The organism is Mesorhizobium zhangyense (genome assembly GCF_011045115.1).
Classification (GTDB): domain Bacteria; phylum Pseudomonadota; class Alphaproteobacteria; order Rhizobiales; family Rhizobiaceae; genus Mesorhizobium_M; species Mesorhizobium_M zhangyense.
The window spans coordinates 331,785-356,256 of sequence record NZ_JAAKZG010000003.1 but is presented as its reverse complement, the minus strand read 5'-3'; the positions used below and the strand labels follow the sequence as shown (position 1 = coordinate 356,256).

The window sequence follows — 24,472 nt, the reverse complement described above, 5'->3', positions numbered from 1 at the left end:
TCAGCTCCTTTTGGATTTCGAGCCGATGATCAGCCCTGCGGCGATCACGAGTGAAGTGGCGAAGAAGATGATGGTTCCGACGGCAGCGACAGTCGGGTCGGCGTCGCGGGTGATGCTGGTGAAGATCTGCACTGGCAGTGTCTTCAGATAGGGGCTGGTGATGAACAACGCGACGATGATCTCGTCGAAGGATGTCACGAAGGCAAACAGCAGGCCGGACAACATTCCGGGCGCGATCAGCGGCAGCGTGATGGTGCGGAATGCGGTGAAGCGGTTAGCGCCGAGGCTCGCTGCAGCCGTTTCCAGCCGCACGTCGAACACTTCGAGGCTGGCCGAGACCGCGATGATGACGAAAGGGATCGCCAGCATCGTATGGGCCAGAACGAAGCCAAATGTGGTGCCGACGAGCTGGTAGTTGAGATAGACGGCATAGATGCCGATCGCCAGCACGACGCCCGGCACGACCATCGGCGTGATGAGGATGGCGCGCAATATGCCGGCGCCGGAATGCTTCATGCGGCTGAGGCCCAACGCGGCCAGCGTGCCGATGAAGGTGGCGACGACCGCGACGATGCTTGCGACCTTCAGCGAGTTGAGAAGGCTGTTCGACCATTCAGGATTGGTGAAGAAGTTGGCGTACCACTGCCAGGAGAAGCCGGACGGCGGGAAGGCCAGCGACTTCTTGTCGTTGAACGACATCGGGATGACGACGAGCGTCGGCATGATGAGCCAGACGGCGACCAGCAGGCAGAACAGGCCGAGGATGATGCGGAATGGTTTCATCGTCAGCTCCTCGATGCCTGCTTATGGCGTTGGCGCATCAAGGGCGCGGCGACCGCCAGAAGCACGAAGGTCGAGACCAGCAGCACGACGCCCATGGTGCCGCCGCGGCCCCAGTTGAGCAGGCTCAGCACCTGGCTTTGCACCAGCGTCGACAGCATGGTGCTGCGCGGGCCGCCGAGCAGGGCAGGCGTGATGTAGAAGCCGAGCGACAGGATGAAGACGATGATCGCGCCGGCGAACACGCCCGGCAGCGACAGCGGCAGATAGACCTGCAGGAAGGCAAGGGCAGGGCGTGCGCCGAGGCTGCGCGCCGCCTGCACCAGCCGCAGGTCGATGCCGCGCATGACCGAATAGAGCGGCAGGATCATGAACGGCAGAAGCACCTGCGCCATGCCGATGACGACGCCGGTCTGGGTGCGGATAAGCCTGATCGAGCTGAAGCCGATTGCTTTCAGCGTTGAATTGATGACGCCGGAATCCTGCAGCAGGATCACCCAGGCGAGCGTGCGCACCACGCCGCTGACCCAGAAAGGCACCAGCACGCACATGATGAGGACGAGGCGCATGCGCGGGCCGACCGTCGTCATCAGGTAAGCGTAGGGGTAGGCCGCGATCACGCAGACGATAGTGACCCAGGCAGATATGGAGAAGGTGCGGGCAAGAACGGTGAGATTGACGGGCGTGGAGAAGAACCAGACGTAGTTCTGCAGGCTCCATTCGGGCTCGGAAAAGCTGCGGAGCACGATCGTCAGCAAGGGATAAGCCATTGCCGCGATGAGCAGCAGGATGGCCGGAACCGTCAGCAGCGACGGATAGTCCGCCAGCCGCCAGCGGCGCGGCTCGGATGCTGCGCGGCCGGCTGGCCGGGGATCTGAACCCCCGGCCGTTGTCGTGTCGATTGTCTGGTTCACGCTTTACTGTTCCAGGCTTGCATGGGCTGGTTTAGTTGCCGGCCATGAGTGCGGTCCACTTTTCCGAAGCTGCGTCGAAGTTGGCGACCCAGAACTTGATGTTCTGCTGATAGCCCTGCTTGACGCGATCCGGCGTGTTGGTGAGGAACGCGGCCACGGAAGCATCGACCTTCGGCTGCGCCTCGTTGTGGATCGGCGAGTAGGAGGTCTGCTCGGTGAGGATCTCCTGCGCCTGCTTGCCGAGATAGGCGTTGATCAACGCGTAGGCGGCATCCGTGTCCTTGACGCCGACCGGAATGGTGAGCTGGTCCATCACGACCATCCAATCCTGCCAGACCGGCGTGTAGGCTGCGCCGTTCTTGACTGCGGTCATGGCGCGGCCGGTCCACATCATGACCATGTCTGCCTCACCGGACTCGGCGAGCTGCTGCGATTCAGCACCGGTCTTCCAGAAGATCGTGTCCGGGCCGAGCGCCTTGATCTTGGCGATGCCTTTGTCGATGTCGGCCGGGGTCATGTTTTCGACGGAGCCGCCATCGGCGATGATGCCCTGCTCGATCAGCGCGCCGATCGGGTCGCCGCTGCCGTCGATGGCGCGGATGCCGGGGAATTTCTCGGTGTCGAAGAAGTCCTTCCAGCTTTTCGGCGGGTTATCCTTGTAGGCATCGTTCTTGTACATCAGGACCATGCCGTAGTTCATCGCCGGAACGCTGCATTCGCCGACCTGGCCGGCCGGGATGTGCGAGACGTCGATCTTGGTCAGGTCGAGCTTCTGGAACAGCTTGCCGCAATGCACGTAGGGCGGCAGGTCGGCGGTGTCGACGACGTCCCAGGTGACGTTGCCGGATTCGACCTGCGCCTGCAGCTTGGCGATCTCGGTCGGACCGTCATTGAGCAGCGTGACGCCGGACTTGTCGACGAATTCCTTCAGCGCCGCTACCTGGCCGTCCTGATAAATGCCGCCGTAGGAAACGAAGGTGAGCGTCTTGCCCTTGAGCGAGCCGTCCACGATGGTGCCCGCGGCTGGCGCTTCCTGTGCATGAGCGACGGCGGCAATGACGGCAAGCGTCGTCGCTCCGGCGATGCCGGCAAATGTCGATCTATATCCCATTTTATTCAGTCTCCGATGACCCGCTATTTGGTTTTGGCGTCCCGGGTGCGAGCTTTTTCCGGGGCACATATTCATCGAGCTCGACTGCGCCGCTTGTCGGGGGCGCGATGATCCACAGAACCTCGGCCGGCACATTGCCGACATTGACCGTCTTGTGCGGGGTCGAGGTCGCGTATTCGATGCTGTCGCCTTCTTCGAGGATGAAGGTTTCGTCGCCGAGCGTCAGTTGCAGCTTGCCGCGCAGGACGAGGAACATCTCATGCGCGTTGCCGTGGGTGTAGGGCAGGTCGCCGGTCGAGCCGCCGACGGCGAACTCGCCCGAATAGACTTCCACATCGTGGATTGGACGGCGCGAAAGCAGCGTCTTGCGATAACCTTCGCTGACCGGCAGCGCCGGGCGCTCGGCGCGCGTCAGCACCTTGTGCGTCGATACCTCGGAGTCTTCGAAAAGATCTGCAACGCTGATGCCCAATGCGTTGGCGATCGACATCAGCGTCGACGTGTTGGCGCCGGAGAGACCGCGTTCGAGCTGGCTGAGAAAGCTTGCCGTGGTGCTGGTCAGGTCGCCGAGTTGGCGCAAGGTCAGGCGGCGTGCGGTGCGGAATGCCTTGACGCGATCCCCGAGCATTGTCGAGCGGCGAGCCTCCGTCCTGGACGTGGCACCATCTGCCGGGCTTTGATCATCGATCAGCTTCATCCGTCTCCCCATGGTTCACTTTACAAGCTATTAAGTGAATCTCTGGATGGCAAGCGGGATTCGTATGCCGGCGAAAAATCCTTGTTAAACAGGCCAGAAAAGCGAACCGGCGCAAGCGGCTCCTTCGCTCGCGCCGGTTCATTTTTTCCTGATATTCTGAATATTTAGGCGGCGATCGTCGCGCGCGCATTGAGGATGTGGAAACAGGCGTTGGCGGCCTCATTTCCTTTCACCTTGAAGTGGTCGAAGAAGAATTTGCGATGTTCTTCGCTGTCGTGGAAGTGGTGGGGCGTGAGCACCGCCGACAGGACAGGGACGTTGGTAGCAAGCTGGACGTTCATCATTCCGTCGAGCACCGCGCCTGCCACGAAGTCGTGCCGGTAGATGCCGCCATCGACCACGAAAGCAGTGCCGAGAATGGCATCGAACCGGCCGGTTTCGGCAAGCAGCTTGGCGTGAAGCGGGATCTCCAGCGCGCCGGGTACGTCGAAGACCTCAACGACCGTCTTGCCATTTGAAAGCGCCTGCGTAGCGCTGACGAAAGACTCGACGCATTGATCGACGATTTCCGAATGCCAGCGCGCACGGATGACGGCGACGCGGCGGGTTTCGAATTCACGAGGGGGTATCTGATTCATGGGTCCTTACTCCGTTCAATGACCAGAATCAGGACGCACGAGACAGGACTTCGTCCGCAGTTAAGCGGCATGATCCCGTTCGTTCTCTTCCATCCGGACTATGACCGTCGGCTCCGGAATTAAACCGGATCTGCTGACCTTTCCGGAAAATCCGGAAAGCGCTCGCGGGCTCAAGTTTTCACTCTTACCGCCGGTGGGGAGTTGCACCCCGCCCTGAGAACTTAACGCAATCTGTATGGCGCGAAATCCCTGTGGTCGTCAATCCGCCGGATGGCGGGGTCAGGCATTTTCAGCCATGTGTTTTTTCTTGCGGAGTGTTTTCGTTTTGCGCTCGTTTCGATTGCGAAAAAGTTCAAAATTGGGTAGTGGGGAACTGAAGAGAATGCGGCGACCAGCCGGAGAAAATCGTGACCGAACCCTCGACCTACGACATCTTCATCATCGGCGGCGGCATCAACGGGTGCGGAATCGCCCGCGACGCGGTCGGTCGCGGCTATTCGGTGTGCCTTGCCGAGATGAACGACCTTGCCAGCGGCACGTCGTCGGGTTCGACCAAGCTTATCCACGGCGGCCTGCGCTATCTCGAACATTATGAGTTCCGGCTGGTGCGGGAATCGCTGATGGAGCGCGAGGTGCTGTGGAAGATGGCGCCGCACATCATCTGGCCGATGCGTTTCGTGCTGCCTTATGCCAAGGGCCTGCGCCCGGCATGGCTGATCCGGCTCGGCCTGTTCCTCTATGACCATATTGGCGGACGCAAGCTGCTGCCGGCGACCAAGACGCTGGATATGCGTAACGATCCGGCAGGCAAACCGCTGAAGCCATTGTTTTCCAAGGCATTCGAATATTCCGACGGCTGGGTCAACGATGCGCGACTCGTCGTGCTCAATGCACGCGACGCTGCCGATCGCGGCGCCGATATCCGCACCCGGACAAAGGTCGTCAGTGCGCGGCGCGAGGGCGAGCACTGGGTCATCAACCTTGAGAACCAGCGGACGGGCGAAACGCAGGAGGTGAGGGCGGGGCTGATCGTCAATGCCGGCGGCCCCTGGGTCGATGCCGTGCTCGCGGGTGCGGTAGGGCGTAACGATGTCCACAATGTGCGGCTGGTGCAGGGCAGCCATATCGTCGTCCGCAAGAAGTTCGACGATCCGCGCGCCTATTTCTTCCAGAACAAGGACGGGCGCATCATCTTCGCCATTCCCTATGAGGATGATTTCACCCTCATCGGCACTACCGACCAGGATTTCGACGGCGACCCGCACGATGTGAAGATCAGCGAAGCCGAAACCGATTATCTCTGCAGTGCTGCAAGCGAGTATTTCGCCGCTCCCGTCAGGCGCGAGGATATCGTCTGGACCTATTCGGCGGTGCGGCCGCTTTACGACGATGGAGCCTCGAAAGCGCAGGAGGCGACGCGCGACTACGTGCTGAAATCCGACACCAGCGATGGTCCGCCGCTGGTCAACGTGTTCGGCGGCAAGATCACCACCTATCGTCGGCTTGCCCAGTCGATGCTGGAAAAGATCGAGGCGCATCTCGGCAAGCGCGGTGCGCCCTGGACGGCGGGCGCGCCGCTGCCGGGTGGCGATTTCTTTGCCACGGGTTTTGACGCGCAGGTCAGGAAACTGATGGCGGCCTATCCCTTCCTCGATGCGGGCCACGCCCGTCGGCTGACACGGCTTTACGGCACGCTGGCGTCGAAGCTTCTCGGTTCTGCGATTTCGCCCGGCGATCTCGGCCGGAATTTCGGCGCCGATCTCTATGAGGCGGAAGTGCGCTACCTCATGGCGCATGAGTGGGCGGTGACGGCCGAGGACGTGCTGTGGCGGCGCACCAAGCGCGGCCTGCACATGAACGAGGCGCAGCGCCAGGCACTCGACGATTTCATGCGTGACGCCAACGCCTCGAAGAACGCGGCTGCCGAATAGCCGCGCCGACTTTCCTCCGACTGAACCAGGTCCGCCAAAATCTCGTGCCAGCCTAGTGACGTGGCCGTAGCTTTGCGCTATTACAACCGTACCCGCGGGTACGGTTGTTGTGCGAGAAGCTGGAATTTGCCACATCTCGCTATCGAAACATTGCCTGCGGGTGAGGCAGCGGCTGTTCACAAAATGAATCGGCTGTATCCTGCAAGTGTTTGTTTTATCGCGCGATCCCGGCTGAAAAATCAGGGATCACTGGCTTAGCTTAGGAAAAATCCGATGCCCGCTTATCGTTCCCGCACAACCACCCATGGCCGTAACATGGCAGGCGCTCGCGGCCTGTGGCGCGCCACAGGCATGAAGGACTCGGATTTCGGCAAGCCGATTATCGCGGTGGTGAACTCGTTTACGCAGTTCGTGCCGGGGCATGTGCATCTAAAGGACCTCGGCCAGCTCGTGGCGCGCGAGATCGAGAAGGCGGGCGGCGTTGCCAAGGAATTCAACACCATTGCCGTCGATGACGGTATCGCCATGGGCCATGACGGCATGCTCTATTCGCTGCCGTCGCGCGAGCTGATCGCTGACTCGGTCGAATACATGGTCAATGCGCACTGCGCCGACGCCATGGTCTGCATCTCCAATTGCGACAAGATCACGCCCGGCATGCTGATGGCCTCGCTGCGCCTCAACATCCCGACCGTGTTCGTTTCCGGCGGGCCGATGGAAGCCGGCAAGGTCATGCTTTCCGATGGCAAGATCCACGCGCTCGATCTGGTCGATGCGATGGTCGCTGCCGCCGACGACAAGATGTCCGACGAAGACGTCCAGACCATCGAGCGTTCGGCTTGCCCGACCTGCGGTTCGTGCTCCGGCATGTTCACCGCAAACTCGATGAACTGCCTGACCGAAGCGCTCGGTCTGTCGCTGCCCGGCAACGGCTCGACGCTGGCAACCCACTCGGATCGTGAAAAGCTGTTCCTTGAGGCGGGCCGCAGGATCGTCGCTCTGGCAAAGCGCTATTACGAGGGCGACGATGAGACCGCGCTGCCGCGCACCATTGCCTCAAAGGGTGCCTTCGAGAACGCCATGGCGCTCGACATTGCCATGGGTGGTTCGACCAACACGGTTCTGCACATTCTCGCCGCAGCACATGAAGGCGAAGTCGATTTCACGATGGACGACATCGATCGTCTGTCGCGCAAGGTTCCGTGTCTTTCCAAGGTCGCTCCGGCAAAGTCCGACGTTCACATGGAAGATGTGCACCGGGCAGGCGGCATCATGGCTATCCTCGGCGAACTGAACCGCGCCGGTCTGCTCAATGCCGATCTGCCGACTGTGCATGAAAAGACGCTGGGCGATGCCTTGTCGAAATGGGACATCGCCGTCACCGACAATCCGGCAGCGCTCGAGCTCTTCAGTGCGGCTCCCGGCGGCGTGCCGACGCAGGTCGCGTTCAGCCAGAGCGCGCGCTGGAAGGAACTGGACATCGACCGCGAAAACGGCGTCATCCGCGATGCGCAGCATCCGTTCTCTAGGGATGGCGGGCTTGCGGTTCTAAAGGGAAACATCGCGCTCAACGGCTGCATCGTGAAGACGGCGGGCGTCGATGAATCGATCCTGAAGTTCTCCGGCCCGGCGCGCGTTTTCGAAAGTCAGGATTCGTCCGTCAAGGCGATCCTGGCCAATGAGGTCAAGGCCGGCGACGTCGTCGTCATTCGCTATGAAGGCCCGAAGGGCGGACCGGGCATGCAGGAAATGCTCTATCCGACCAGCTATCTGAAGTCGAAGGGCCTCGGCAAGGCCTGCGCTTTGATCACCGATGGCCGCTTCTCCGGCGGCACGTCGGGCCTCTCCATCGGCCACGTCTCGCCGGAAGCCGCCAATGGCGGCCTTATCGGCATCGTGCGCGAAGGCGACATGATCGACATCGACATCCCGAACCGCACCATCTCGCTGCGCGTCGACGAGGCCGAAATCGCCGCCCGCCGCGCCGAGCAGGACGCCAAAGGCTGGAAGCCGACCGAGCAGCGCAAGCGCAAGGTGACTACCGCACTCAAAGCCTATGCGGCCTTCGCAACCTCTGCCGATCGTGGCGCAGTGCGCGACCTCGGCGAAAGCTGAACGAAGAATATGGCCGGCGATCTGCCCCATGGGAAGATCACCGTCTGACCTAAGACGCAACCCACAACCGGGTTTATGAGACGCTTGCAGGCGCTGCGCCTGCAAGCGCCGGCTGTACTCGGCTGGCCAAATGCAGGATCACTATCGTGACTGATACTTCAGCGACCGCAGGCCGCATCCAAGCAGACAACACCGTTTACGCCATCCTTCTGGCCGTGAGCTTCTGCCACATGCTCAACGATGTGATGCAGTCGCTTCTCGCCGCCCTGTACCCGATGCTGAAGGAAAGCTATGGCCTCGATTTCTGGCAGATCGGCCTCCTGACTTTCACGTTCCAGGTCACCGCCTCGCTGCTCCAGCCACTCGTCGGCATGTATACGGACAAGCGGCCGATGCCTTATTCGCTGCCGATGGGCATGACCTCGACCATGATCGGCCTCATCGTGCTGGCCTATGCCGGCAATTACGGCGTGCTGCTGGTTGGCGCGGCGCTGGTGGGCATCGGTTCGTCGGTCTTTCACCCCGAGTCTTCGCGCGTCGCACGCATGGCTTCCGGTGGACGCTACGGGCTTGCGCAGTCGCTGTTCCAGGTCGGCGGCAATTTCGGCACCGCGCTTGGGCCGTTGCTGGCTGCCTTCATCGTCGTGCCGAGGGGACAGCATAGTGTAGCCTGGTTCGCCATCGCTGCTCTCATCGGTATCATCGTGCTGCGGCAGGTCAGCGGCTGGTACGGCCGCTACCGTATCGCCAATGCCAAGCGCCCTGTGCATTCCCAGGCCATTTCGCTGCCGCGCCGCAAGGTCGTCATTGCGCTGATCGTGCTGGCGACGCTGGTCTGCACCAAGAACATCTACATGGCCAGCCTGTCGAGCTACTACACCTTCTACGTCATTCATAAGTTCGGCGTGTCGGTGCAGGAAGCGCAGATATTGCTCTTCATCTTCCTCGGTGCGGTGGCTGCGGGCACGCTGGCGGGCGGGCCGATCGGCGACCGCTTTGGGCGCAAATTCGTCATCTGGTTCTCGATCCTTGGCGTGCTGCCGTTCACGCTGGCATTGCCCTATGCGGACCTTTTCTGGACGCGCATCCTGACCGTGATCATCGGCCTTGTGCTGGCGTCGGCCTTCTCGGCCATCGTCGTCTTCGCGCAGGAACTGGTGCCGGGCCGCGTCGGCATGATCGCCGGCGTCTTCTTCGGCTTCGCCTTCGGCATGGGTGGATTGGCGGCTGCCGTGCTCGGTGTCGTCGCCGACATCAAGGGCATCGACTACGTCTATATGATCTGCTCGTTCCTGCCGCTGCTCGGCCTTCTGACGGTCTTGCTGCCGTCGACGAAGGAAATGCGCGCCACAGCCGCGTAGCGCAAATATTCCAGACTTGCCGATGGCGATGAGAATATTCTTTTCATCGCCATCGTTCCGGGGCACGTTTGAGCGAAACAATTTCGCGTGCCGTGCGTTTCCTGTCACCGCGTCTCGCGGACGGGGACGATACCAGCATGACCTTCGAACAGATCCTGGCATTCGTCGTCATCGCCCTGATGATGGCCGCTTTCGTGTGTGGGCGGTTCCGCTACGATCTGGTCGCGGCGGGATCGCTGCTTGCGGCGTTGGCTGTCGGCGTGGTGCCTTATGATGCCGCATTCAGCGGTTTCAGCGACGATATCGTCATCATCGTCGGCAGTGCGCTTCTGGTCAGCGCCGGCGTGGCGCGATCCGGCATCATGGAATATGCGATCAAGCGCTACCTGCCCGACGTGTCGTCGGTGCGGGCGCAGATGTTCCTACTGGTCGCGACTGTCACCGTGCTTTCGGCCTTCGTGAAGAACATCGGCGCGCTGGCGATCATGATCCCCATCGCCATCCAGTTCGCCCGCCGCTCCAATGTATCGCCCTCGGTGTTCCTGATGCCGATGGCTTTCGGTTCGCTGCTGGGCGGGCTGATGACGCAGATCGGCACATCGCCCAACATCGTCGTGTCGCGCGTTCGGGAGGAACTCACCGGCACGTCCTTCAGCATGTTCGACTTCACGCCGGTGGGAGCGGTGCTGGCGCTCGCCGGCATCATCTTTCTCGTGCTGTTCTACAAGCTGTTGCCTGAACGCATTCGTTCCAGTTCCTCGCTGCATGAAGCGATCGACATCAAGAACTATGTCTCGGAAGCCGTCGTGGTCAGCGGCTCGTCCGTTCTCGGCAAGCCGGTTTCCGACCTGATGAAGCTGGCCGAGGGCGATGTCGATGTCACCTCTATCATCCGCTCGCGCGGCGTGCGCATCACGCCGCTTCCCGACGCGCTGCTGAGGGAAGGCGACATCGTGCTGATGGAGGGTGATCCCGAGGCGCTCGACCGGCTGGTGGCGCAGGCCAGGCTCAGCGTGACCGGGGGCCGCGACGACGGCGATGCCGGCAGCGGTGAGATCGACGCGGTGGAAGCCGTCATCGGCGAAAACTCCATGCTGATCGGCTGGTCGGCGCAGCGCCTCGGCCTCTACGATCGGTTCAACGTCAATCTGCTGGCGGTCAGCCGCAAGGGCGAGCGGCTGACCCAGCGCCTCGGCGCCATCACACTGCGGCTTGGAGACGTCATCCTGCTGCGCGGCAATCGCCAGGCGTTCCCGGAAATCCTGCGCGAGTTCGGCCTTCTGCCGTTGGCCGAGCGGCCGATCCTGCTTGGCAGCGTCAGGCGCGGCGTGGTTCCGGTCCTGATCCTGCTCGCCGCTATGGGCGCGACGGCTGTTGGGCTGCTGCCGGTGGCGATCGCGTTCTTTGCGGCTGCCGTTGCGATGGTGCTGTTCAAGGTCATTCCTGTCCGCGAAGTCTATTCGGCGATCGACGGACCGATACTGGTGATGCTGGCGGCGCTCATCCCGGTAAGCGACTCGTTGAGGCGCACAGGCGCCACGGACGTCATCGCGGGCTGGCTGGCGCAGCTTGGAGCCACGCTGCCGCCCTATGGCGCGCTTGCGCTCATTCTCGTTACGGCAATGGCGATAACGCCATTCCTCAACAATGCCGCGACAGTGCTCGTCATGGCGCCGATCGCGGCGGGGTTTGCAGCAAGCCTCAGCTATCGGCCGGAAGCGTTCCTGATGGCGGTTGCCATCGGGGCCGGCTGCGATTTCCTGACGCCGATCGGCCACCAGTGCAACACGCTGGTCATGGGGCCGGGCGGCTACAGGTTCAGCGATTACCCACGATTGGGATTGCCGCTGTCCTTCATCGTCATTCTTGCGGCGGTGCCGGCGCTGATGCTGGTCTGGCCGCTGAAATGAAAACGGCGCCCGAAGGCGCCGTTCGTTTTTGTCGTCAGGGAGTTTTTCAGCCCTTGGCGGCAACAGCCTTCGATGCTGTAAGCTCCCGATCCGGATGCGTCCGCTTCCACCAGTCGCCGAGGAACAGCAGGATCGGGGCTGCGATGAAGATCGACGAGGTTGTCGCCACGATAACGCCGAACACCATCGGAATGGCGAAGTTCTCGACCGCACTGCCGCCCCAGATCGCCATTGGCAGCATCGAGAGCAGGATCGCGACCGAGGTGTAGATACAGCGCGCGAACACCTGGTTGATGCTCATGTCGATGATTTCGCGCAGCGGCATCTTCTTGTAGAGGCGCAGGTTTTCACGCATGCGGTCATAGACCACGACCTTGTCGTTCACCGAATAGCCGATGATCGTCAGGAGCGCGGCGATGGCGGTCAGGTTGAAATCGAGCCCCAGCAGCGCGAAGAAGCCGATGGTCTTGGTCGTGTCGAGGATAAGTGTCGCAATCGCGCCGATGGCGAAGTTCCATTCGAACCGCCACCAGATATAGGCGAGCATGGCGATCGCGGCCAGAACCACGGCGAGCACGCCGGAGCGCGCCAACTCGCCGCTGACCTTGGGTCCGACGACTTCCGTACGTTCGAACTTCACGCCCGGATCGAGCTTTTGCACCGCGGCCTTAACCTCGTTGACGGCGGCCGTCTGGGCCGTCTCGCCGCCTTCCTGACGCTGGACGCGGATCAGCACGTTGTTCTCGCCGCCGATGTTCTGGAGTGCGATTTCGCCGAGGTTGAGGTCGCTGAGCGTGCTTCTGAGCTGGGCGAGATCGGCCGGCTGCGAGGTCGTGATTTCGACCTGGATGCCGCCCTTGAAATCGATGCCGTAATTCAGGCCCGGCTTGAAGAACAGTCCGATGGAAGCCAGCGACAGCAGCACCGAAACCAGGATGCCAAAATAGCGGGCGTTCATGAAGTTGATCGAGGTCTTGTCCGGGAAGAAGCGGATAAGCGGTTCGATGGTGATCGTCTTCATTTTGCGGCGGCGTACCACCGACGCCATGATGACGCGCACGATGGCCACGGCGGTGAACATCGAGATACAGGTGCCGAGCATCATGGTGATGGCAAAGCCGCGCACCGGGCCCGAGCCGAACATGAACAGCAGGCTGGTGGCGATCAGCGACGTGACGTTGGCGTCGACGATGGTCGAGTAGGCCCGCTTGAAGCCGTGGTCGAGAGCCGCGAAGGCGCTCATGCCTTTCTTGGTTTCTTCCCTTATTCGCTCGTTGATGAGAATGTTGGCATCCACGCCGAAGCCGATGCCGAGGATGATGCCGGCGATGCCGGGCAAGGTCAGCGTCGCGCCGATCATGGCGAGGGCGCCGATGGTCAGGACGAGGTGCAGGAGCAGGGCGAAATTGGCGATCATGCCCCACGCTCCGTAGAGCGCGACGATGAAGATCACGACCAGCAGGAAGCCGGCGATGCCGGTGTAGACGCCCATGCGGATGATGTCGCCGCCGAGATCGGGACCGACTGTGCGTTCCTCGATGACGGTGAGCGGTGCGGGCAGGGCACCGGCGCGCAGCAGGGCGGAGAGCACCGTCGTGTCTTCCACGGTGAAGCTGCCGCTGATCTGGCCCGAACCGCCGGTGATCGGCTCACGGATGACCGGTGCGCTGAGCACCTTGCCGTCGAGCACGATGGCGAAGGGGCGGTTGACGTTGGCGGTGGTTATTTCGGCGAACTGGCGCGCGCCGACGCTGTCGAAGCGGAAGGAGACGATCGGCTCCTGCGTGCGCTGGTCGAAGCCGGCGCGGGCATCCGTCAGGCGCTCGCCGCTGAGGGCGACGCGGTCTTCGATCGGATATTGCTGGCTGGTCTTGGCGTCCGGCAGCATGGTCACGCCGGGAGGCAGGGGCTGGCCCTGCTCGACATTGTTGGCGACCATGTGGAATTCCATCTTGGCCGTGCTGCCCAGCAGTTCGCGCAGGCGTGTCGGGTCCTGAAGGCCCGGAAGCTGCACGAGCATGCGGTCGGAGCCGACGCGCTGGATGGTAGGCTCGGCAACGCCGACCTGGTCGACGCGCTGGCGCACGATTTCCAGGCTCTGCTGGAGTGCGGCGTCAAGGCGATCGCGCAGACCGGCTTCCGTGAGCTTCATCGTGATCTGGTTCTGCGCAGAAGCTACGTCGATGTCGGCCGTGCCACCGCCGAAACCGGTCGCGCTGACCGGCACCGCAAGCTTCTGCAGTACTTCCAGCGCCTTGGCACGCTGCGTGTCGTCGGTGATGGTGAGAACGACTGCGTCGCCGGCAACGCGGGCCGACTGCGTGGCGATGCGCTCATTGCGCAGCGCGCCGCGGGCATCATCGAGCAGGGAGCGTAGCCGATCGGTCTTCAGCGCGTTGGCGTCCACTTCGAGAACGAGGTGGGAGCCGCCCTGAAGATCAAGGCCGAGGGTGATCTGCTGCTTGGGCAGCCAGTTCGGCAGCTTGGCGAGTTGCGCCGGCGTAAACATGTTTGGAAGGGCGGCGATGACGCCGATGAGGACGATAAAGGTATACGCCCCTATCACCCATTTTGATGTTCTCATTGTTCTGGTCCTGTCTGCGCGCAATGCCGGCGTTGGATTGACCGGGCAAAACGCGATCGCGTTCGGAAATTCGTTTCGGAGCGGAAGGCGTATGCCTTACGCGGCCTGCGGTGGCGCTCGCGCGCGAAGGACTGTCGTGGCAGTCCCGCGAAAACTCTCCGGGATGCGATCCAGGAGGCCAGTATGCAGGCTGGCAGTGACCTGCCATTGCATGGCAGGCAATATGGCCGGGCCGGTGTCGGTGCCGGCGAGGAAGGATTTCAGCGCGAGGCCGCGCCAGTCGGCGATGGCGACCATGCGCTGCGGATTGGCTGCGCCGGAGCGGTCACCGCTCGGCGTGCCGGCACCCTGGCCGGATGCTGCCATGCCGTCGGCAAGCAACCGTGCCGCACGCACCGGCGAATTTGCACCGAGAAAACCGTGTGCTGCCGCGAGCGCTACGACAAGCCACAGCAAGGCGGCGGAAGAAAATCCGCGCCTTGGCGTTCTGCCGGGCTTGCTAGAGGTCATCGTGCAACGTCATTCTTCGGTGTCTGCGCCGGCAAATTGTATCATCCGACGGCGCCTGCTCCTACACCATTGCGGCAAAACTACCAACCCCGCCCGTTTTAACCGCACAGATAACGCGTTCCGGCTGAATTTCCTTGAAGGCCGGTGAATGAGCCGTCTCAAAGCATGACTGAGACCGCCTGGAACAACGCCAGCGCCTGCTTGTCCAGCGCGTCATCGACCGGGAATGGCTGCGACGACATCTTGACCAGAACGGTCTCGGTCGCCGGGTCGACATAGAGCCACTGTCCATGAATGCCGATGCCGCAGAAGGCGCCGTTGTCGTAGCCGGTCTGGTACCATTTGTTGCGGTAGCCGCCATTGGGAAGCAGGAACGCGAAATCGCCCTTGCGCCAGGCTTCGCGGTCGCCGCCGGTGGTCGTGTCCTCGACCCAGCTTTCGGGCAGGATGCGCCGGCCTTCGAATGAGCCGCCGCAGCGCATCATTTCGCCGACTCGGGCAAGGTCGCGTGCCGAAACGGAGACGCCGCCTGCCGCGCGGGCGGTGCCTTCGGCATCGACCGTGATCTGCCCGCTGAGCTTAGCGCCGAGCGGCGCCCACAGGCGATCGCTCATCAGATCGGTATAGCGCCGGCCCGAAGCGCGCTCGACGATGATGCCGAGGAAATCGGAACAGGGCGAGCGGTAGCGGAAGACTTCGCCATGCTCCTTGCCGGCGAGTTTGGGGAGGCTGAACAGGAAAGCCGGCAGTGTCTCCTGAGCGCCCGGCCGTGCGGGGTTCCACAGCATGGCACGGCGATAGCGGGCAAAGGCGCTTTCCGGGTCGAGGTAGAGTTCCTCGAAATCGAGCGCCACCGTCATGTCGAGCACGTGCTGGACGGTCGCATCGCCGAAGGCCGAACCCTTGGCTTCGGGGATGTAAGTCGTGACCGGAGCCGAAGGATCGAGCAGGCCGTCGTCCTGCACCACTCCGGCGAGGATGGCGGTCAGCGATTTGCTGATCGAGAAGACGATGTGTCGGCCTGCCGGCTTCATATGCGGAGCGTTGTATTCGCCGACGAATTTGCCGCCCTTCATGACCAGGAAGGCGTCGGTATGCGAGCGCTTGAGGAAAGCGGCGATGGTTTCTGGCTCGCTGTCGAGCGTGACTTTCTTGGCCAGCAAATCCTCTAGGTCGCCGATGGGGGCTTCCGGAGTAGCTTCCCCGACTTCGATCTCAGCGCTCGGCACCAGTTCGCCGGCATTCTGGAACGACCAGCGATTGTACGGCTCGGTGCGCCAGTTCTCCAGTGTCACATCGGGGCGGCGAAAGCCGTATTTGGTTTCGAATGCTGTCGGGGCAGTCATGATAGTCCTGTTCTTTTGTCTTGCTCAGGCGAGCGCGGCGGCGATGGCGTGGATGGCCTTCAGCGTTGCAACTGAATAGGCGCTGTTGCCGAAATCCGGGTAGGTCGACAGTTTGACGACGACCATGTCGTAATCCCAGTTGATGTAGATGAGCTGTCCGAAGACGCCCCGGCACATCAGCGTGCGCGATTTCGGATCCTCCAGCCAGAACTGGTTCTTGTAGGAGCCGTCGGGAAGGCTTTCGTTGAACTGCGGGCCATGCCGGGCGTTTCTGGTCGCCTCGATCCAGGCGGGCGGGACGATGCCGCCGCCATTCTCGAGGATCGTTTGACCGAAGCGGCCAAAATCCCTCAGCGTCGCATTGAAGCCGCCATCGGCCAGCGCGTAGCCGGCGCGATCGACGGTGAAGCAGGCGCTCTCTTCAGCGCCGATCTTCTGCCACAGCTCTTCCGACACCAGCTGCGCCAGGCGCTTGCCGGTGACACGCTCCATGGTGAAGGCAAGCACGTCAGTCTCGATCGAGCGGTAGACGAACTTTTCGCCGTGCGGACGCTCGGTCTCCTTGAGCCCGAGAATCTGCTCCCAGATATGCGTCGGCCATTTGAAGGCAGGATCGCTGCCCGGCGGGATCGGCTTCCAGCCTGCCGCGACGTCGGTCTGGCCCATGTCCGAGTAGCGGTCGGTGTATTCCTCGCTGTAGCGAACACCGGTCGTCATATCGAGCACATGCTGCAGCGTCGCGCCACGCCAGCCGGTGTTCTCGAGCTCCGGTAGATAATGGGTCACCGGTGCCGCCGGGTCGATCAGGCCACGCCCGACGAGAATGCCGAAAACCATCGCCGTGACCGACTTTGCCATCGACTGCGACAGATGCAGCGTGCGCGGCGTCATGCCGTTGAAATAACGCTCATAGGCGATCGCGCCGCCCTTGAGCACCAGAAACCCGTCCGTATAGGTCTCGTCGAGATGGCCGGCGAGGGTGGTTGGCGCACCTGTGCTGTCCACTGTCGGCACATCGTCAAGCTCGACCTCATTGCGCGCAAGCTCGCGCACCGGCCCATCGCCGCGCCAGACTTCGACCGTCGGCAGGATCTCGCGGATGTGCTGGAACGCCCAGCGGTTCCATGGCGGGCGGTCCCAGTCGAGCCTTGGCGGCACCATCTGCGGCGGCGAACCCTGCATGATGGCAGGGGCGGGGTCGCTGTTGCGATAGGAGGTCATTCAATGCTCCACGGAAATGCAACCCCGCAGCATTCTTGCGGGGCCTTTCCAGCTTGGGTGTTCCGATGGTTACAGCTTCGGCCGTTTGGCCTTTTCGCCGTACCAGCCACCGACCGCTTTTTCATAGGCCATGCCGGCGCGGAACACGTCCTCGTCGCAATAGGTGCGGCCGACGATCTGGATGCCGGTCGGCACGCCGTTCTTGGCATGGCCCGACGGCAAGGACAGAACCGGGCAGCGGCTCATCGTGTTGAACGGCGTGGTCATCACCCAGCCGAGCGAGGGATTGACCAGTTTGCCGTTGATCCTGACCTCGTCCTTCGACTGATCGTGGTCGGCCGGAACCGAGGGCAGCGCCGTGGTCGGGCAGATCAGCACATTGTATTTTTCGAGCAGCGGCCCGAGCGTCATATACATGCGGCCGGCCACTTCGAGGCTGTTGACGAAATCGGTCGCCTTGGAACCCGCGCCGTCCTCGGCAAATTTGCGGGCATAGGTGGTCATCTCGTCGGCATGCTCGGGCAGGAGCTTCGACAGGAACGCGCCGAACAGATGGTTCAGATAGGCCATCCCGGCTTCCAGCACCTCCGGCCCCCAGCCTAGATCGACTTCCTCGACCTCTGCGCCGAGCGAGCGGAACACGTCGAGCGCCTTCTTGGTGTTCTTTACGACTTCAGGATCGACCTCGAAGCCGCCGAGATTCATCGAATAACCGATCTTCCAGCCTTTTATCGGCTTGAATTTGGTCGGCAGCGTCAGCTTCGGTCGTAGCGACGCAATGTCGAGCGGGCTCGGGCCGGTCATGACGTTCTGCAGCAGGATCGCGTCTTCCACCGTGCGCGCCAGCGGGCCGGTGTGGCAGTAGAAGTCGAGGTTGAAGGGCGGATCGTCCGGGTTGCGGCCATAGGGCGGCTTGTAGCCGACGACACCGCAGGTCGAGGCCGGGATACGGATCGAGCCGCCGATGTCGGAGCCGGTGGCGATCGACGACGTGCCCGAGGCGAGCGAAGCGCCGGCACCGCCCGACGAGCCGCCCGGCGTGAATTTGGTGTTCCACGGATTGCGGGTGATGCCCCACAGCCGCGACCACGTATAGGCCGCGCAGGAGAATTCGGGCGTTGCCGTGCGCGCATGGACGATGCCGCCGGCCTTGATGACGCGCTCGTTCATGGTCGAGGAGGAGTCGGCGACGAAATCCTTCATGATCAGCGAGCCGCCGGTGGTCGGCTTGCCCTTGATGTAGCTCTCGTCCTTGATGCCGATGGGCAGGCCTTCCAGTGCCCCGGTCTTCTTGCCCTTGGCGTATTTGGCTTCCGCCTTTTTGGCCAGATCCATCGCTTCATCGAAATGCGTGTTGGTGAAGGCGTTGACTTTGTCCTTGGTCGCCTCGGCGCGCTTGATCACCGCTTCCATCAGCTCGACGGGCGAAAGCTTTTTGGCCTTGAAGCGCTTCAGGGCTTCGCTTGCCGGCATGTAGCAAAGGTCGAGATCGCTCATGATAGACACACCTCCTTCGTGTCCACGCCCCATTGCTCGCCGGACGATGTCCGGACGCGGGCTGGTATCGAAATCTCTTTGATTGTTCAAAACAGGCCCCGGCGGCTTGCCGCCAGGGCCTTGATCGCACCTACTTCAGAAGATCGGTCCAGATCTTGGTGTACATCGTCTGCACGTCCGGCGGGCAGGCGATATTGAACTCGCCCTTCTCGGCGAATTCGGCCGGGATGTTCACCTCGGGTGCGGTCTTCATGTCTTCCGGCATGAAAGCTTCGGAGCCCTTGATGCCGTTGGCATAGCGCGCAAAGGCCGAGATCATGGCTGCATTCTCGGGGTCCATGATGAAGTTCACGAACAGCTTGGCATTTTCGGTGTTCTTGGCGTCCTTGAGAATGGCGACGTTGTCCATCCAGATCGGATAGCCTTCCTTCGGGTAGCCGTAGACGATCTTGTCGTTCTGCAGGCGTGCGCGGAAGGAAGCGCCGTTCCAGTTGACGCCGGCCGAAATATCGCCCTTGCCGTAGCGGTCGACGTTTCCGTAGTCCATCGACAGCCATTTCGGCTTGGCCGCGACCAGCGTGTCGCGAACCTTCTTCAGCACTTCCTTGTCGCCGGTGCACTGCTTGCCGCCGACATAGTGGATGGCGAGTGCCATCACGTCGCTCATCTCGGGCACGACATTGACCTTGCCGACCAGTTCGGCGGGCGGGTCCATGAAGATCGCCGACGTGTTCGGGTCACCCGAATAGACCGAGGTGTTGACCGTGACGCCAGTCGTGCCCCACTGCCACGGCACCGAGTAATGACGGCCCGGATCGAACGGCACGTCGACCCATTTCGGGTCCATGTTCTTGAAATTCTCCATCTGGTCGGGACGGCTTTCGAGCAGCAGGCCCTCGTCGATCCAGACGTTCATCACCGAAGCTGAAGGCACGACGATGTCGAAGCCATGGCCGCCCTGGCGGATCTTGGCCAGCGCGGTGTCGTTGGAATCATAGTCGGTGACGGTAACCTTGACCTTGAATTGCTCTTCGAACTTCTTGATCAGCTCGGGGCTGGTGTAGTTGCCCCAATTGTAGATGTTGAGTTCGCCTTCGGCGCGCGCCATGCCCGCCGAGGCCATCAACGACAGCCCTATGGCCGTCGCAGTCAATTTCCAGTTCATGCGTCTTACTCCCATTGTTGGGACCGGCCGTTCTGCGGCTTCAGGTCCGCTTCCTGCTGATGATGAAGAAGATTGTGACGATAGCTACCGACAGCAGCAGGAAGACTGTCGAGATCGCATTGATTTCCGGCGTCACGATGCGCCGGAGCTGGCCGAGCATGTAGGTCGGCAGCGTGTCCTGTCCGCCGGACTTGACGAATTCCGTGATGACGACATCATCGAGCGATACGACGAAAGCCAGCATCAGCCCGGCGAGAATGCCCGGCCACAGTAGCGGCAATGTGACATAGCGGAAGGTTTTCCATCCCGTGGCGTAGAGATCGGCTGCCGCGGTTTCCAGCGACAGGTCCATGTTCTCCAGGCGGGCGCGGATCGGAAGATAGGCGAAGGGAATGCAGAAGGCGGTGTGTGCTGCGATCAGGTAGCCGAGACCGGAATAGCCGGTCCAGATCTTGATGCGCGAGAAGAACACCAGCAAGGCCACGGCAGTGACGATTTCCGGCACCATCAGCGGCTGATTGATGAAGGCATATTTGAAGGTCAAGCCCTTGTAGGGCTTGGTTCTGGTGGTGGCGAGCGCTGCCATGGTGGCGGCGACGGTCGCGATCAGGGCAGCCGCGATGGCGATCTGGAACGAGCGGATCGAGGCGTCGATGACCTGGGTGTTGTTCCACGCCGAATAGAACCAGCGCAGCGAAAAGCCTTTCCAGATGGCGACCGAGTCATTGTCGTTGAAGGCGTAGGCCACCAGCGTGACGATCGGCAGATAGAGCAGGAAGAAGCAGATCATCGCCACAGTGGTGAAGCCGGTCTGCTGGCGGATATCGAACGTTGCTCGTTTAGCCATGTCCGGCCCCCGTCTTGCTGGCGTTGCGGACATAGAACATCAGCGTGACCATGACGATCGCCATGAGCGTGATGGACAGCGATGCGCCCAGCGGCCAGTTACGGCCCTGGCCGAACTGAAGTTCGATGAGGTTGCCGATCATCAGATTGGTGCCTCCGCCCATGACGCGCGGCGTGACATAGGCGCCGAGCGAGGGGATGAAGACGAGGATCGAGCCGGCGATGATGCCCGGCTTGACCAGCGGCACGATGATGCGGCGCAGCACCTGCATGCGGCTCGCATAGAGATCGTAGCCGGCCTCGACGAGCCGGAAGTCGATCTTTTCCATGCTGGCGTAAAGCGGCAGCACCATCAGCGGCAGATAGACATAGGTCATGCCGACCAGCACGGCGAAGTCGGTATACATGAATTGGATTGGTGCGGTGGTGAGGCCTAGAAACCGCAGCAGCGAGTTGATCAGGCCTTCGTTTCGCAGCACTTCCATCATCGCGAAGGTGCGGATCAGAAGGTTCGTCCAGAAGGGAATGGTGATGAGGAACAGCCAGATTTCGCGTCGTCCCTCGGGGCGGGTGGCGATGAAATAGGCGGTCGGAAAGCCGAAGATCAGGGTCAATATCGTCGTCAGCAGCGACAGCGATATCGAACGCGTGAAGATCGACAGGTTCGCCTTTGCGAATGAAAGCGTGTCGTCAAAAATGTCGCGCTCGAACAGCACATTCATCCAGGCATCGGTCGAAAATTGCCATTTCACGTCGCCGTAATTGCCCGGCGCGAGAAAGGAATAGACGAGCACGATGAACAGCGGCCCGATCGCGGCAAAGAAGATGATCAGCAACGCGGGAGCAGACAACAGCCAGCGCGTTCGGATGTCGTCGCTTTCGGCCTTTTCGGCAGTCTCTTGTGCGGTTGCCATGGTTCAGTCTTTCAAAACCTGGGCCGCGTCGTCCGAGATCGACACACCGATGCGCTCGCCTTCTTCGAAACCGCAGGATGCGCTGCGGCTGTTTTGCTGGCGCACGGTAAAGAGGTCGCCATCGTCGAGCCGGACAAGGATATGCGTGTCGGTGCCGAAATAGACGATGTTTTCCACCGTTCCCGAAAGCTCGCCCGGGCCTTTGACCGCCTTGGCATGCTCGGGCCGCACGACGATCGTGGCTTCTCCCTTGGGCGTAAAGCCTTCGGCGACAGTCGCGGGGATCGTCTTGCCCGATTTCAGAGTGGCCTTTGCCTTGCCGTTGGCGACGTTGTCGATCTTCGCGGTAAGGAAATTGGTCTCGCCGATGAAGTCGGCGACGAAACGCTCCGCCGGTTTGTCGTAGATGTCCCAGGGCGTGCCGACCTGCAGGATCTTGCCCGCCGACATCACGGCGATGCGGTCGGACATGGTCAGCGCTTCTTCCTGGTCGTGCGTGACGAAGATGAAGGTAATGCCGGTTTCGTTCTGAAGGCGCTTAAGCTCGATCTGCATTTCCTTGCGCAGCTTGTAGTCCAGCGCCGAAAGCGGCTCGTCGAGCAGGAGCACCTTGGGTTGCGGGGCCAGCGCGCGGGCCAGGGCAACGCGCTGTTGCTGGCCGCCGGAAATCTGGCTGGTGCGCCGCTTGGCCAGTGCCTCCATCTTGACCAGCTTGAGCATCTGGCTGACGCGGGCCTCGATCTCGGCTTTCGGCTTGCCCAGCATCTGGAGGCCGAAGCCGATATTCTCGGCGACCGTCATATGTGGAAACAGGGCGTAGTTCTGGAAGACGGTGTTGACCGGTCGCTTGAAGGGCGGCAGCGGCGCGATGTCGTTGCCATAAAGCAGGATTTGCCCGTCGGTCGGGAAATCGAAACCGGCAATCAGCCGGAGCAGCGTGGTCTTGCCGCATCCGGATGGGCCGAGGAGGGTGAAAAACTCATTTTCGCGGATCGGTACCGAAACGTTGTCCAGCGCGGCTACCCGCGCCTCACCCGTTCCGAAAATTTTACTGACCCCAATAACTTCAATCGCATTCCTATCCGGTTTGTCCGGCACGATTACGCCTCACTGTTGGCCCCGCTCTTGTCGGCGGAGTACGTCCCCAATTTATTGTGACCACACGGCCGGGACATTGGCAACCCGGCAATTGAATCACGGTTCAATTATCGCATTCAGTCTAGCAATCGCCGTGCCAGGCTTACGCCTGATACGTGACCTTGCCGCCGCAGATCGTAGTCACCGGGCGGATGGTATGGAGATTATGCGGGTCGACAGCTTCTAGATCGCCCGAGAGGATCACCAGATCGGCTACATAGCCGGGTTTCAGTGTACCCTTGCGGTTCTCCATGAATTCCGCATAGGCGCCCTCGACCGTATAGCCGGCGATGGCCTCATGCAGGCTGAAGCTCTGGTCCGGATCGCCGTCTGCCCAAGGTTTGCGCACGACCGCCGCCTGAATGCCCGCTATCGGATCAATCGGCGACACCGGCCAGTCGGACGCAAAGACGACGCGCGCGCCGGCGTTCTTCAGTGTCCGCCATGCGTAGGAGAGCGGCCAGCGTTCCTTGCCGATACGCGAGACGGTCGGCTCCAGCGGCAGGCCCATCGCACCGGGTGGGTGGGGAGGCTGCATGGACGCCAGCACGCCGAGATCGGCGAAACGTGGAATGTCCGCCTCCGTGGTCACCTCGATATGCTCGATGCGGTGGCGGCTGTCGCGTTTGCCGTTGGCTTTCTGGGCGGTCTCATAACCATCTAGTACGGAGCGCACCGCGCCGTCGCCGATGGCATGCACCGCGATCTGCAGGCCGCGGCGGTCGGCCTCGGTGGCAACCGCGTTGAACTGTTCCTGCGTAAACAGCGGCTCGCCCACCCAGTCCGTGCGGTCGGCATAAGGCTCGACCATGACGGCGGTCCAGCTGTCCAGGACGCCGTCCATGAACACCTTGACCATGCCCGAAGATATCCATTCGGACTTGTAGCGCTCGGCCATCAGCGAGGCTTTTTCGAGCGCATCGACGGTCATGAAGTTCTTGTAGTGGAACGGTATCTGCACGCGGCAGAGCAGGCCGCCCTCGGCTTCGATCTCCGAAAGGAGTTCGAGTTGGTGCAGATTGCCGTCCATGTTCTGGATCGAGGTGATGCCGTGCCTGGCGCACCATTCGAGGCCGCGCTTCATGATCTCGCGGTCGGATGCCTGTTCTGCCGCCGTAGGCTTCGGATCCGGCTCGCCGCCAGTCGCGAGGCCGAGCCGCACGCGACCCTCTCCTGCAAGCGCAAGCAACGGGCCGAAAGCCTCGCCCTCGCGCAATTCGCCTTCGGCAAGCCCGTCTTCGCCCATGACGATCTCGTTGCCCGGCCCGAGCTTTTTGCCGTGCAGCAGGCCGGCCATCTCAAGCGCCTTGGTGTTGGCCCACATCGTATGATGGTCGGGAGCCGCCATAACGAAGGGCCTGTCGGGCAGGATGCGATCGAGATGGTGGCGGGTGACCCGTTCAGCGGCTGAGAGAATGGTGTAGTCCGCTCCCTGGGCCTGCAGGATGGTCTGGTTGGGCCGCTCTGCGGCATAAGACCGCACCGCCTGCGAAAGCGCATCAAACCCGTGGACGCCCATCAGCTGAAGGTGATCGAGTTCGGCAGCGCCGGCGAACAGATGCATGTGCGCTTCGACGAAGCCGGGCAGTACGGAATTGCCCTGCGCGTCGATGATACGGGTGTCCGGGCCTTTCAGTTGCAGAATCGTATCGCGATCTGCGATCGCAATGATTTCGCCGCCTTCGATGGCAATCGCTGCGGCGCGGGGGGTATCTGGATCCATCGTGAGAATACTTGCATTCACAACGATAAGATCGGCCTTTTGCGGCATTCTGTTCACCCAGTTTTGCTCAGG

19 protein-coding genes and 1 riboswitch are annotated in these 24,472 nt (G+C 61.8%); of the genes, 4 read left to right on the top strand and 15 right to left on the bottom strand.

Features of this window, described 5'->3' with window-relative positions:
- From G6N74_RS08495 to G6N74_RS08475, 5 genes are all read right to left on the bottom strand, one after another.
- On the bottom strand, positions 1-789 hold the full coding sequence (locus tag G6N74_RS08495; RefSeq protein ID WP_165116803.1) for an ABC transporter permease: 789 nt from the start codon (positions 787-789) through the stop codon (positions 1-3).
- The gene (locus G6N74_RS08490; protein ID WP_376767689.1) at positions 786-1,694 is read right to left on the bottom strand and encodes an ABC transporter permease; all 909 of its coding nucleotides are present in this window, start codon (positions 1,692-1,694) and stop codon (positions 786-788) included. The genes G6N74_RS08495 and G6N74_RS08490 overlap by 4 nt, the downstream gene beginning before the upstream one ends.
- Before the next feature lie 31 nt (positions 1,695-1,725).
- Positions 1,726-2,805 carry an extracellular solute-binding protein gene (locus G6N74_RS08485; RefSeq protein ID WP_165116300.1) on the bottom strand — a complete coding sequence of 360 codons (1,080 nt, stop codon included), beginning with the start codon at positions 2,803-2,805 and terminating at the stop codon, positions 1,726-1,728.
- A 1-nt stretch (position 2,806) separates the two neighbouring features.
- On the bottom strand, positions 2,807-3,502 hold the full coding sequence (locus G6N74_RS08480; RefSeq protein WP_165116298.1) for a helix-turn-helix domain-containing protein: 696 nt from the start codon (positions 3,500-3,502) through the stop codon (positions 2,807-2,809).
- A 164-nt stretch (positions 3,503-3,666) separates the two neighbouring features.
- A complete protein-coding gene (locus tag G6N74_RS08475; RefSeq protein ID WP_165116296.1) occupies positions 3,667-4,140 on the bottom strand; it encodes a 6,7-dimethyl-8-ribityllumazine synthase in 474 nt (157 codons plus the stop codon).
- 77 nt (positions 4,141-4,217) lie between these two features.
- Positions 4,218-4,365, bottom strand: a riboswitch (FMN riboswitch).
- Positions 4,366-4,547: 182 nt separating this feature from the next.
- Here G6N74_RS08475 and glpD point away from each other — a divergent pair.
- From glpD to G6N74_RS08455, 4 genes are all read left to right on the top strand, one after another.
- Positions 4,548-6,071, top strand: a complete 1,524-nt coding sequence (gene glpD / locus G6N74_RS08470; protein WP_165116294.1) for a glycerol-3-phosphate dehydrogenase — start codon at positions 4,548-4,550, stop codon at positions 6,069-6,071.
- Between the two features lie 273 nt (positions 6,072-6,344).
- Positions 6,345-8,186 (top strand): dihydroxy-acid dehydratase, encoded by a 1,842-nt coding sequence (gene ilvD / locus G6N74_RS08465; protein ID WP_165116292.1) that lies wholly within the window; start codon positions 6,345-6,347, stop codon positions 8,184-8,186.
- A 146-nt stretch (positions 8,187-8,332) separates the two neighbouring features.
- Positions 8,333-9,547 carry an MFS transporter gene (locus tag G6N74_RS08460; RefSeq protein WP_312857849.1) on the top strand — a complete coding sequence of 405 codons (1,215 nt, stop codon included), beginning with the start codon at positions 8,333-8,335 and terminating at the stop codon, positions 9,545-9,547.
- A 137-nt stretch (positions 9,548-9,684) separates the two neighbouring features.
- The gene (locus G6N74_RS08455) at positions 9,685-11,457 is read left to right on the top strand and encodes an SLC13 family permease (protein WP_165116290.1); all 1,773 of its coding nucleotides are present in this window, start codon (positions 9,685-9,687) and stop codon (positions 11,455-11,457) included.
- Between the two features lie 46 nt (positions 11,458-11,503).
- Here the strand turns inward: G6N74_RS08455 and secD are convergent, their stop codons facing one another.
- The 10 genes from secD to G6N74_RS08405 form a co-directional block, all read right to left on the bottom strand.
- Positions 11,504-14,041: a protein translocase subunit SecD gene (gene secD, locus G6N74_RS08450; protein ID WP_165116288.1), complete on the bottom strand. Its 2,538-nt coding sequence runs from the start codon at positions 14,039-14,041 to the stop codon at positions 11,504-11,506.
- Positions 14,042-14,137: 96 nt separating this feature from the next.
- Positions 14,138-14,551, bottom strand: a complete 414-nt coding sequence (locus G6N74_RS08445; RefSeq protein ID WP_165116286.1) for a hypothetical protein — start codon at positions 14,549-14,551, stop codon at positions 14,138-14,140.
- Between the two features lie 158 nt (positions 14,552-14,709).
- Positions 14,710-15,897 (bottom strand): serine hydrolase domain-containing protein, encoded by a 1,188-nt coding sequence (locus tag G6N74_RS08440; RefSeq protein WP_165116284.1) that lies wholly within the window; start codon positions 15,895-15,897, stop codon positions 14,710-14,712.
- A gap of 24 nt (positions 15,898-15,921) precedes the next feature.
- A complete protein-coding gene (locus G6N74_RS08435) occupies positions 15,922-17,118 on the bottom strand; it encodes a serine hydrolase domain-containing protein (RefSeq protein ID WP_165116282.1) in 1,197 nt (398 codons plus the stop codon).
- Between the two features lie 69 nt (positions 17,119-17,187).
- Positions 17,188-18,615, bottom strand: a complete 1,428-nt coding sequence (locus tag G6N74_RS08430) for an amidase (RefSeq protein ID WP_165116280.1) — start codon at positions 18,613-18,615, stop codon at positions 17,188-17,190.
- 130 nt (positions 18,616-18,745) lie between these two features.
- On the bottom strand, positions 18,746-19,780 hold the full coding sequence (locus tag G6N74_RS08425; RefSeq protein WP_165116278.1) for an ABC transporter substrate-binding protein: 1,035 nt from the start codon (positions 19,778-19,780) through the stop codon (positions 18,746-18,748).
- 40 nt (positions 19,781-19,820) lie between these two features.
- On the bottom strand, positions 19,821-20,627 hold the full coding sequence (locus G6N74_RS08420) for an ABC transporter permease (protein ID WP_165116276.1): 807 nt from the start codon (positions 20,625-20,627) through the stop codon (positions 19,821-19,823).
- Positions 20,620-21,540: an ABC transporter permease gene (locus G6N74_RS08415; RefSeq protein ID WP_165116274.1), complete on the bottom strand. Its 921-nt coding sequence runs from the start codon at positions 21,538-21,540 to the stop codon at positions 20,620-20,622. The genes G6N74_RS08420 and G6N74_RS08415 overlap by 8 nt, the downstream gene beginning before the upstream one ends.
- Positions 21,541-21,543: 3 nt before the next feature.
- The gene (locus tag G6N74_RS08410; protein WP_165116272.1) at positions 21,544-22,638 is read right to left on the bottom strand and encodes an ABC transporter ATP-binding protein; all 1,095 of its coding nucleotides are present in this window, start codon (positions 22,636-22,638) and stop codon (positions 21,544-21,546) included.
- Between the two features lie 142 nt (positions 22,639-22,780).
- Positions 22,781-24,448: an amidohydrolase gene (locus G6N74_RS08405; protein ID WP_165116270.1), complete on the bottom strand. Its 1,668-nt coding sequence runs from the start codon at positions 24,446-24,448 to the stop codon at positions 22,781-22,783.
- Positions 24,449-24,472 lie beyond the last annotated feature (24 nt).

Bases quoted from the DNA above. Each gene is read 5' to 3' on its own strand.
- G6N74_RS08405 (WP_165116270.1), bottom strand. From the start codon at position 24,448: ATGCCGCAAAAGGCCGATCTTATCGTTGTGAATGCAAGTATTCTCACG.
- G6N74_RS08440 (WP_165116284.1), bottom strand. From the start codon at position 15,897: ATGACTGCCCCGACAGCATTCGAAACCAAATACGGCTTTCGCCGCCCC.
- secD (WP_165116288.1), bottom strand. From the start codon at position 14,041: ATGAGAACATCAAAATGGGTGATAGGGGCGTATACCTTTATCGTCCTC.
- G6N74_RS08425 (WP_165116278.1), bottom strand. From the start codon at position 19,780: ATGAACTGGAAATTGACTGCGACGGCCATAGGGCTGTCGTTGATGGCC.
- G6N74_RS08430 (WP_165116280.1), bottom strand. From the start codon at position 18,615: ATGAGCGATCTCGACCTTTGCTACATGCCGGCAAGCGAAGCCCTGAAG.
- G6N74_RS08435 (WP_165116282.1), bottom strand. From the start codon at position 17,118: ATGACCTCCTATCGCAACAGCGACCCCGCCCCTGCCATCATGCAGGGT.
- G6N74_RS08485 (WP_165116300.1), bottom strand. From the start codon at position 2,805: ATGGGATATAGATCGACATTTGCCGGCATCGCCGGAGCGACGACGCTT.
- ilvD (WP_165116292.1), top strand. From the start codon at position 6,345: ATGCCCGCTTATCGTTCCCGCACAACCACCCATGGCCGTAACATGGCA.
- G6N74_RS08455 (WP_165116290.1), top strand. From the start codon at position 9,685: ATGACCTTCGAACAGATCCTGGCATTCGTCGTCATCGCCCTGATGATG.
- G6N74_RS08445 (WP_165116286.1), bottom strand. From the start codon at position 14,551: ATGACCTCTAGCAAGCCCGGCAGAACGCCAAGGCGCGGATTTTCTTCC.
- G6N74_RS08480 (WP_165116298.1), bottom strand. From the start codon at position 3,502: ATGAAGCTGATCGATGATCAAAGCCCGGCAGATGGTGCCACGTCCAGG.
- G6N74_RS08420 (WP_165116276.1), bottom strand. From the start codon at position 20,627: ATGGCTAAACGAGCAACGTTCGATATCCGCCAGCAGACCGGCTTCACC.
- G6N74_RS08475 (WP_165116296.1), bottom strand. From the start codon at position 4,140: ATGAATCAGATACCCCCTCGTGAATTCGAAACCCGCCGCGTCGCCGTC.
- G6N74_RS08415 (WP_165116274.1), bottom strand. From the start codon at position 21,540: ATGGCAACCGCACAAGAGACTGCCGAAAAGGCCGAAAGCGACGACATC.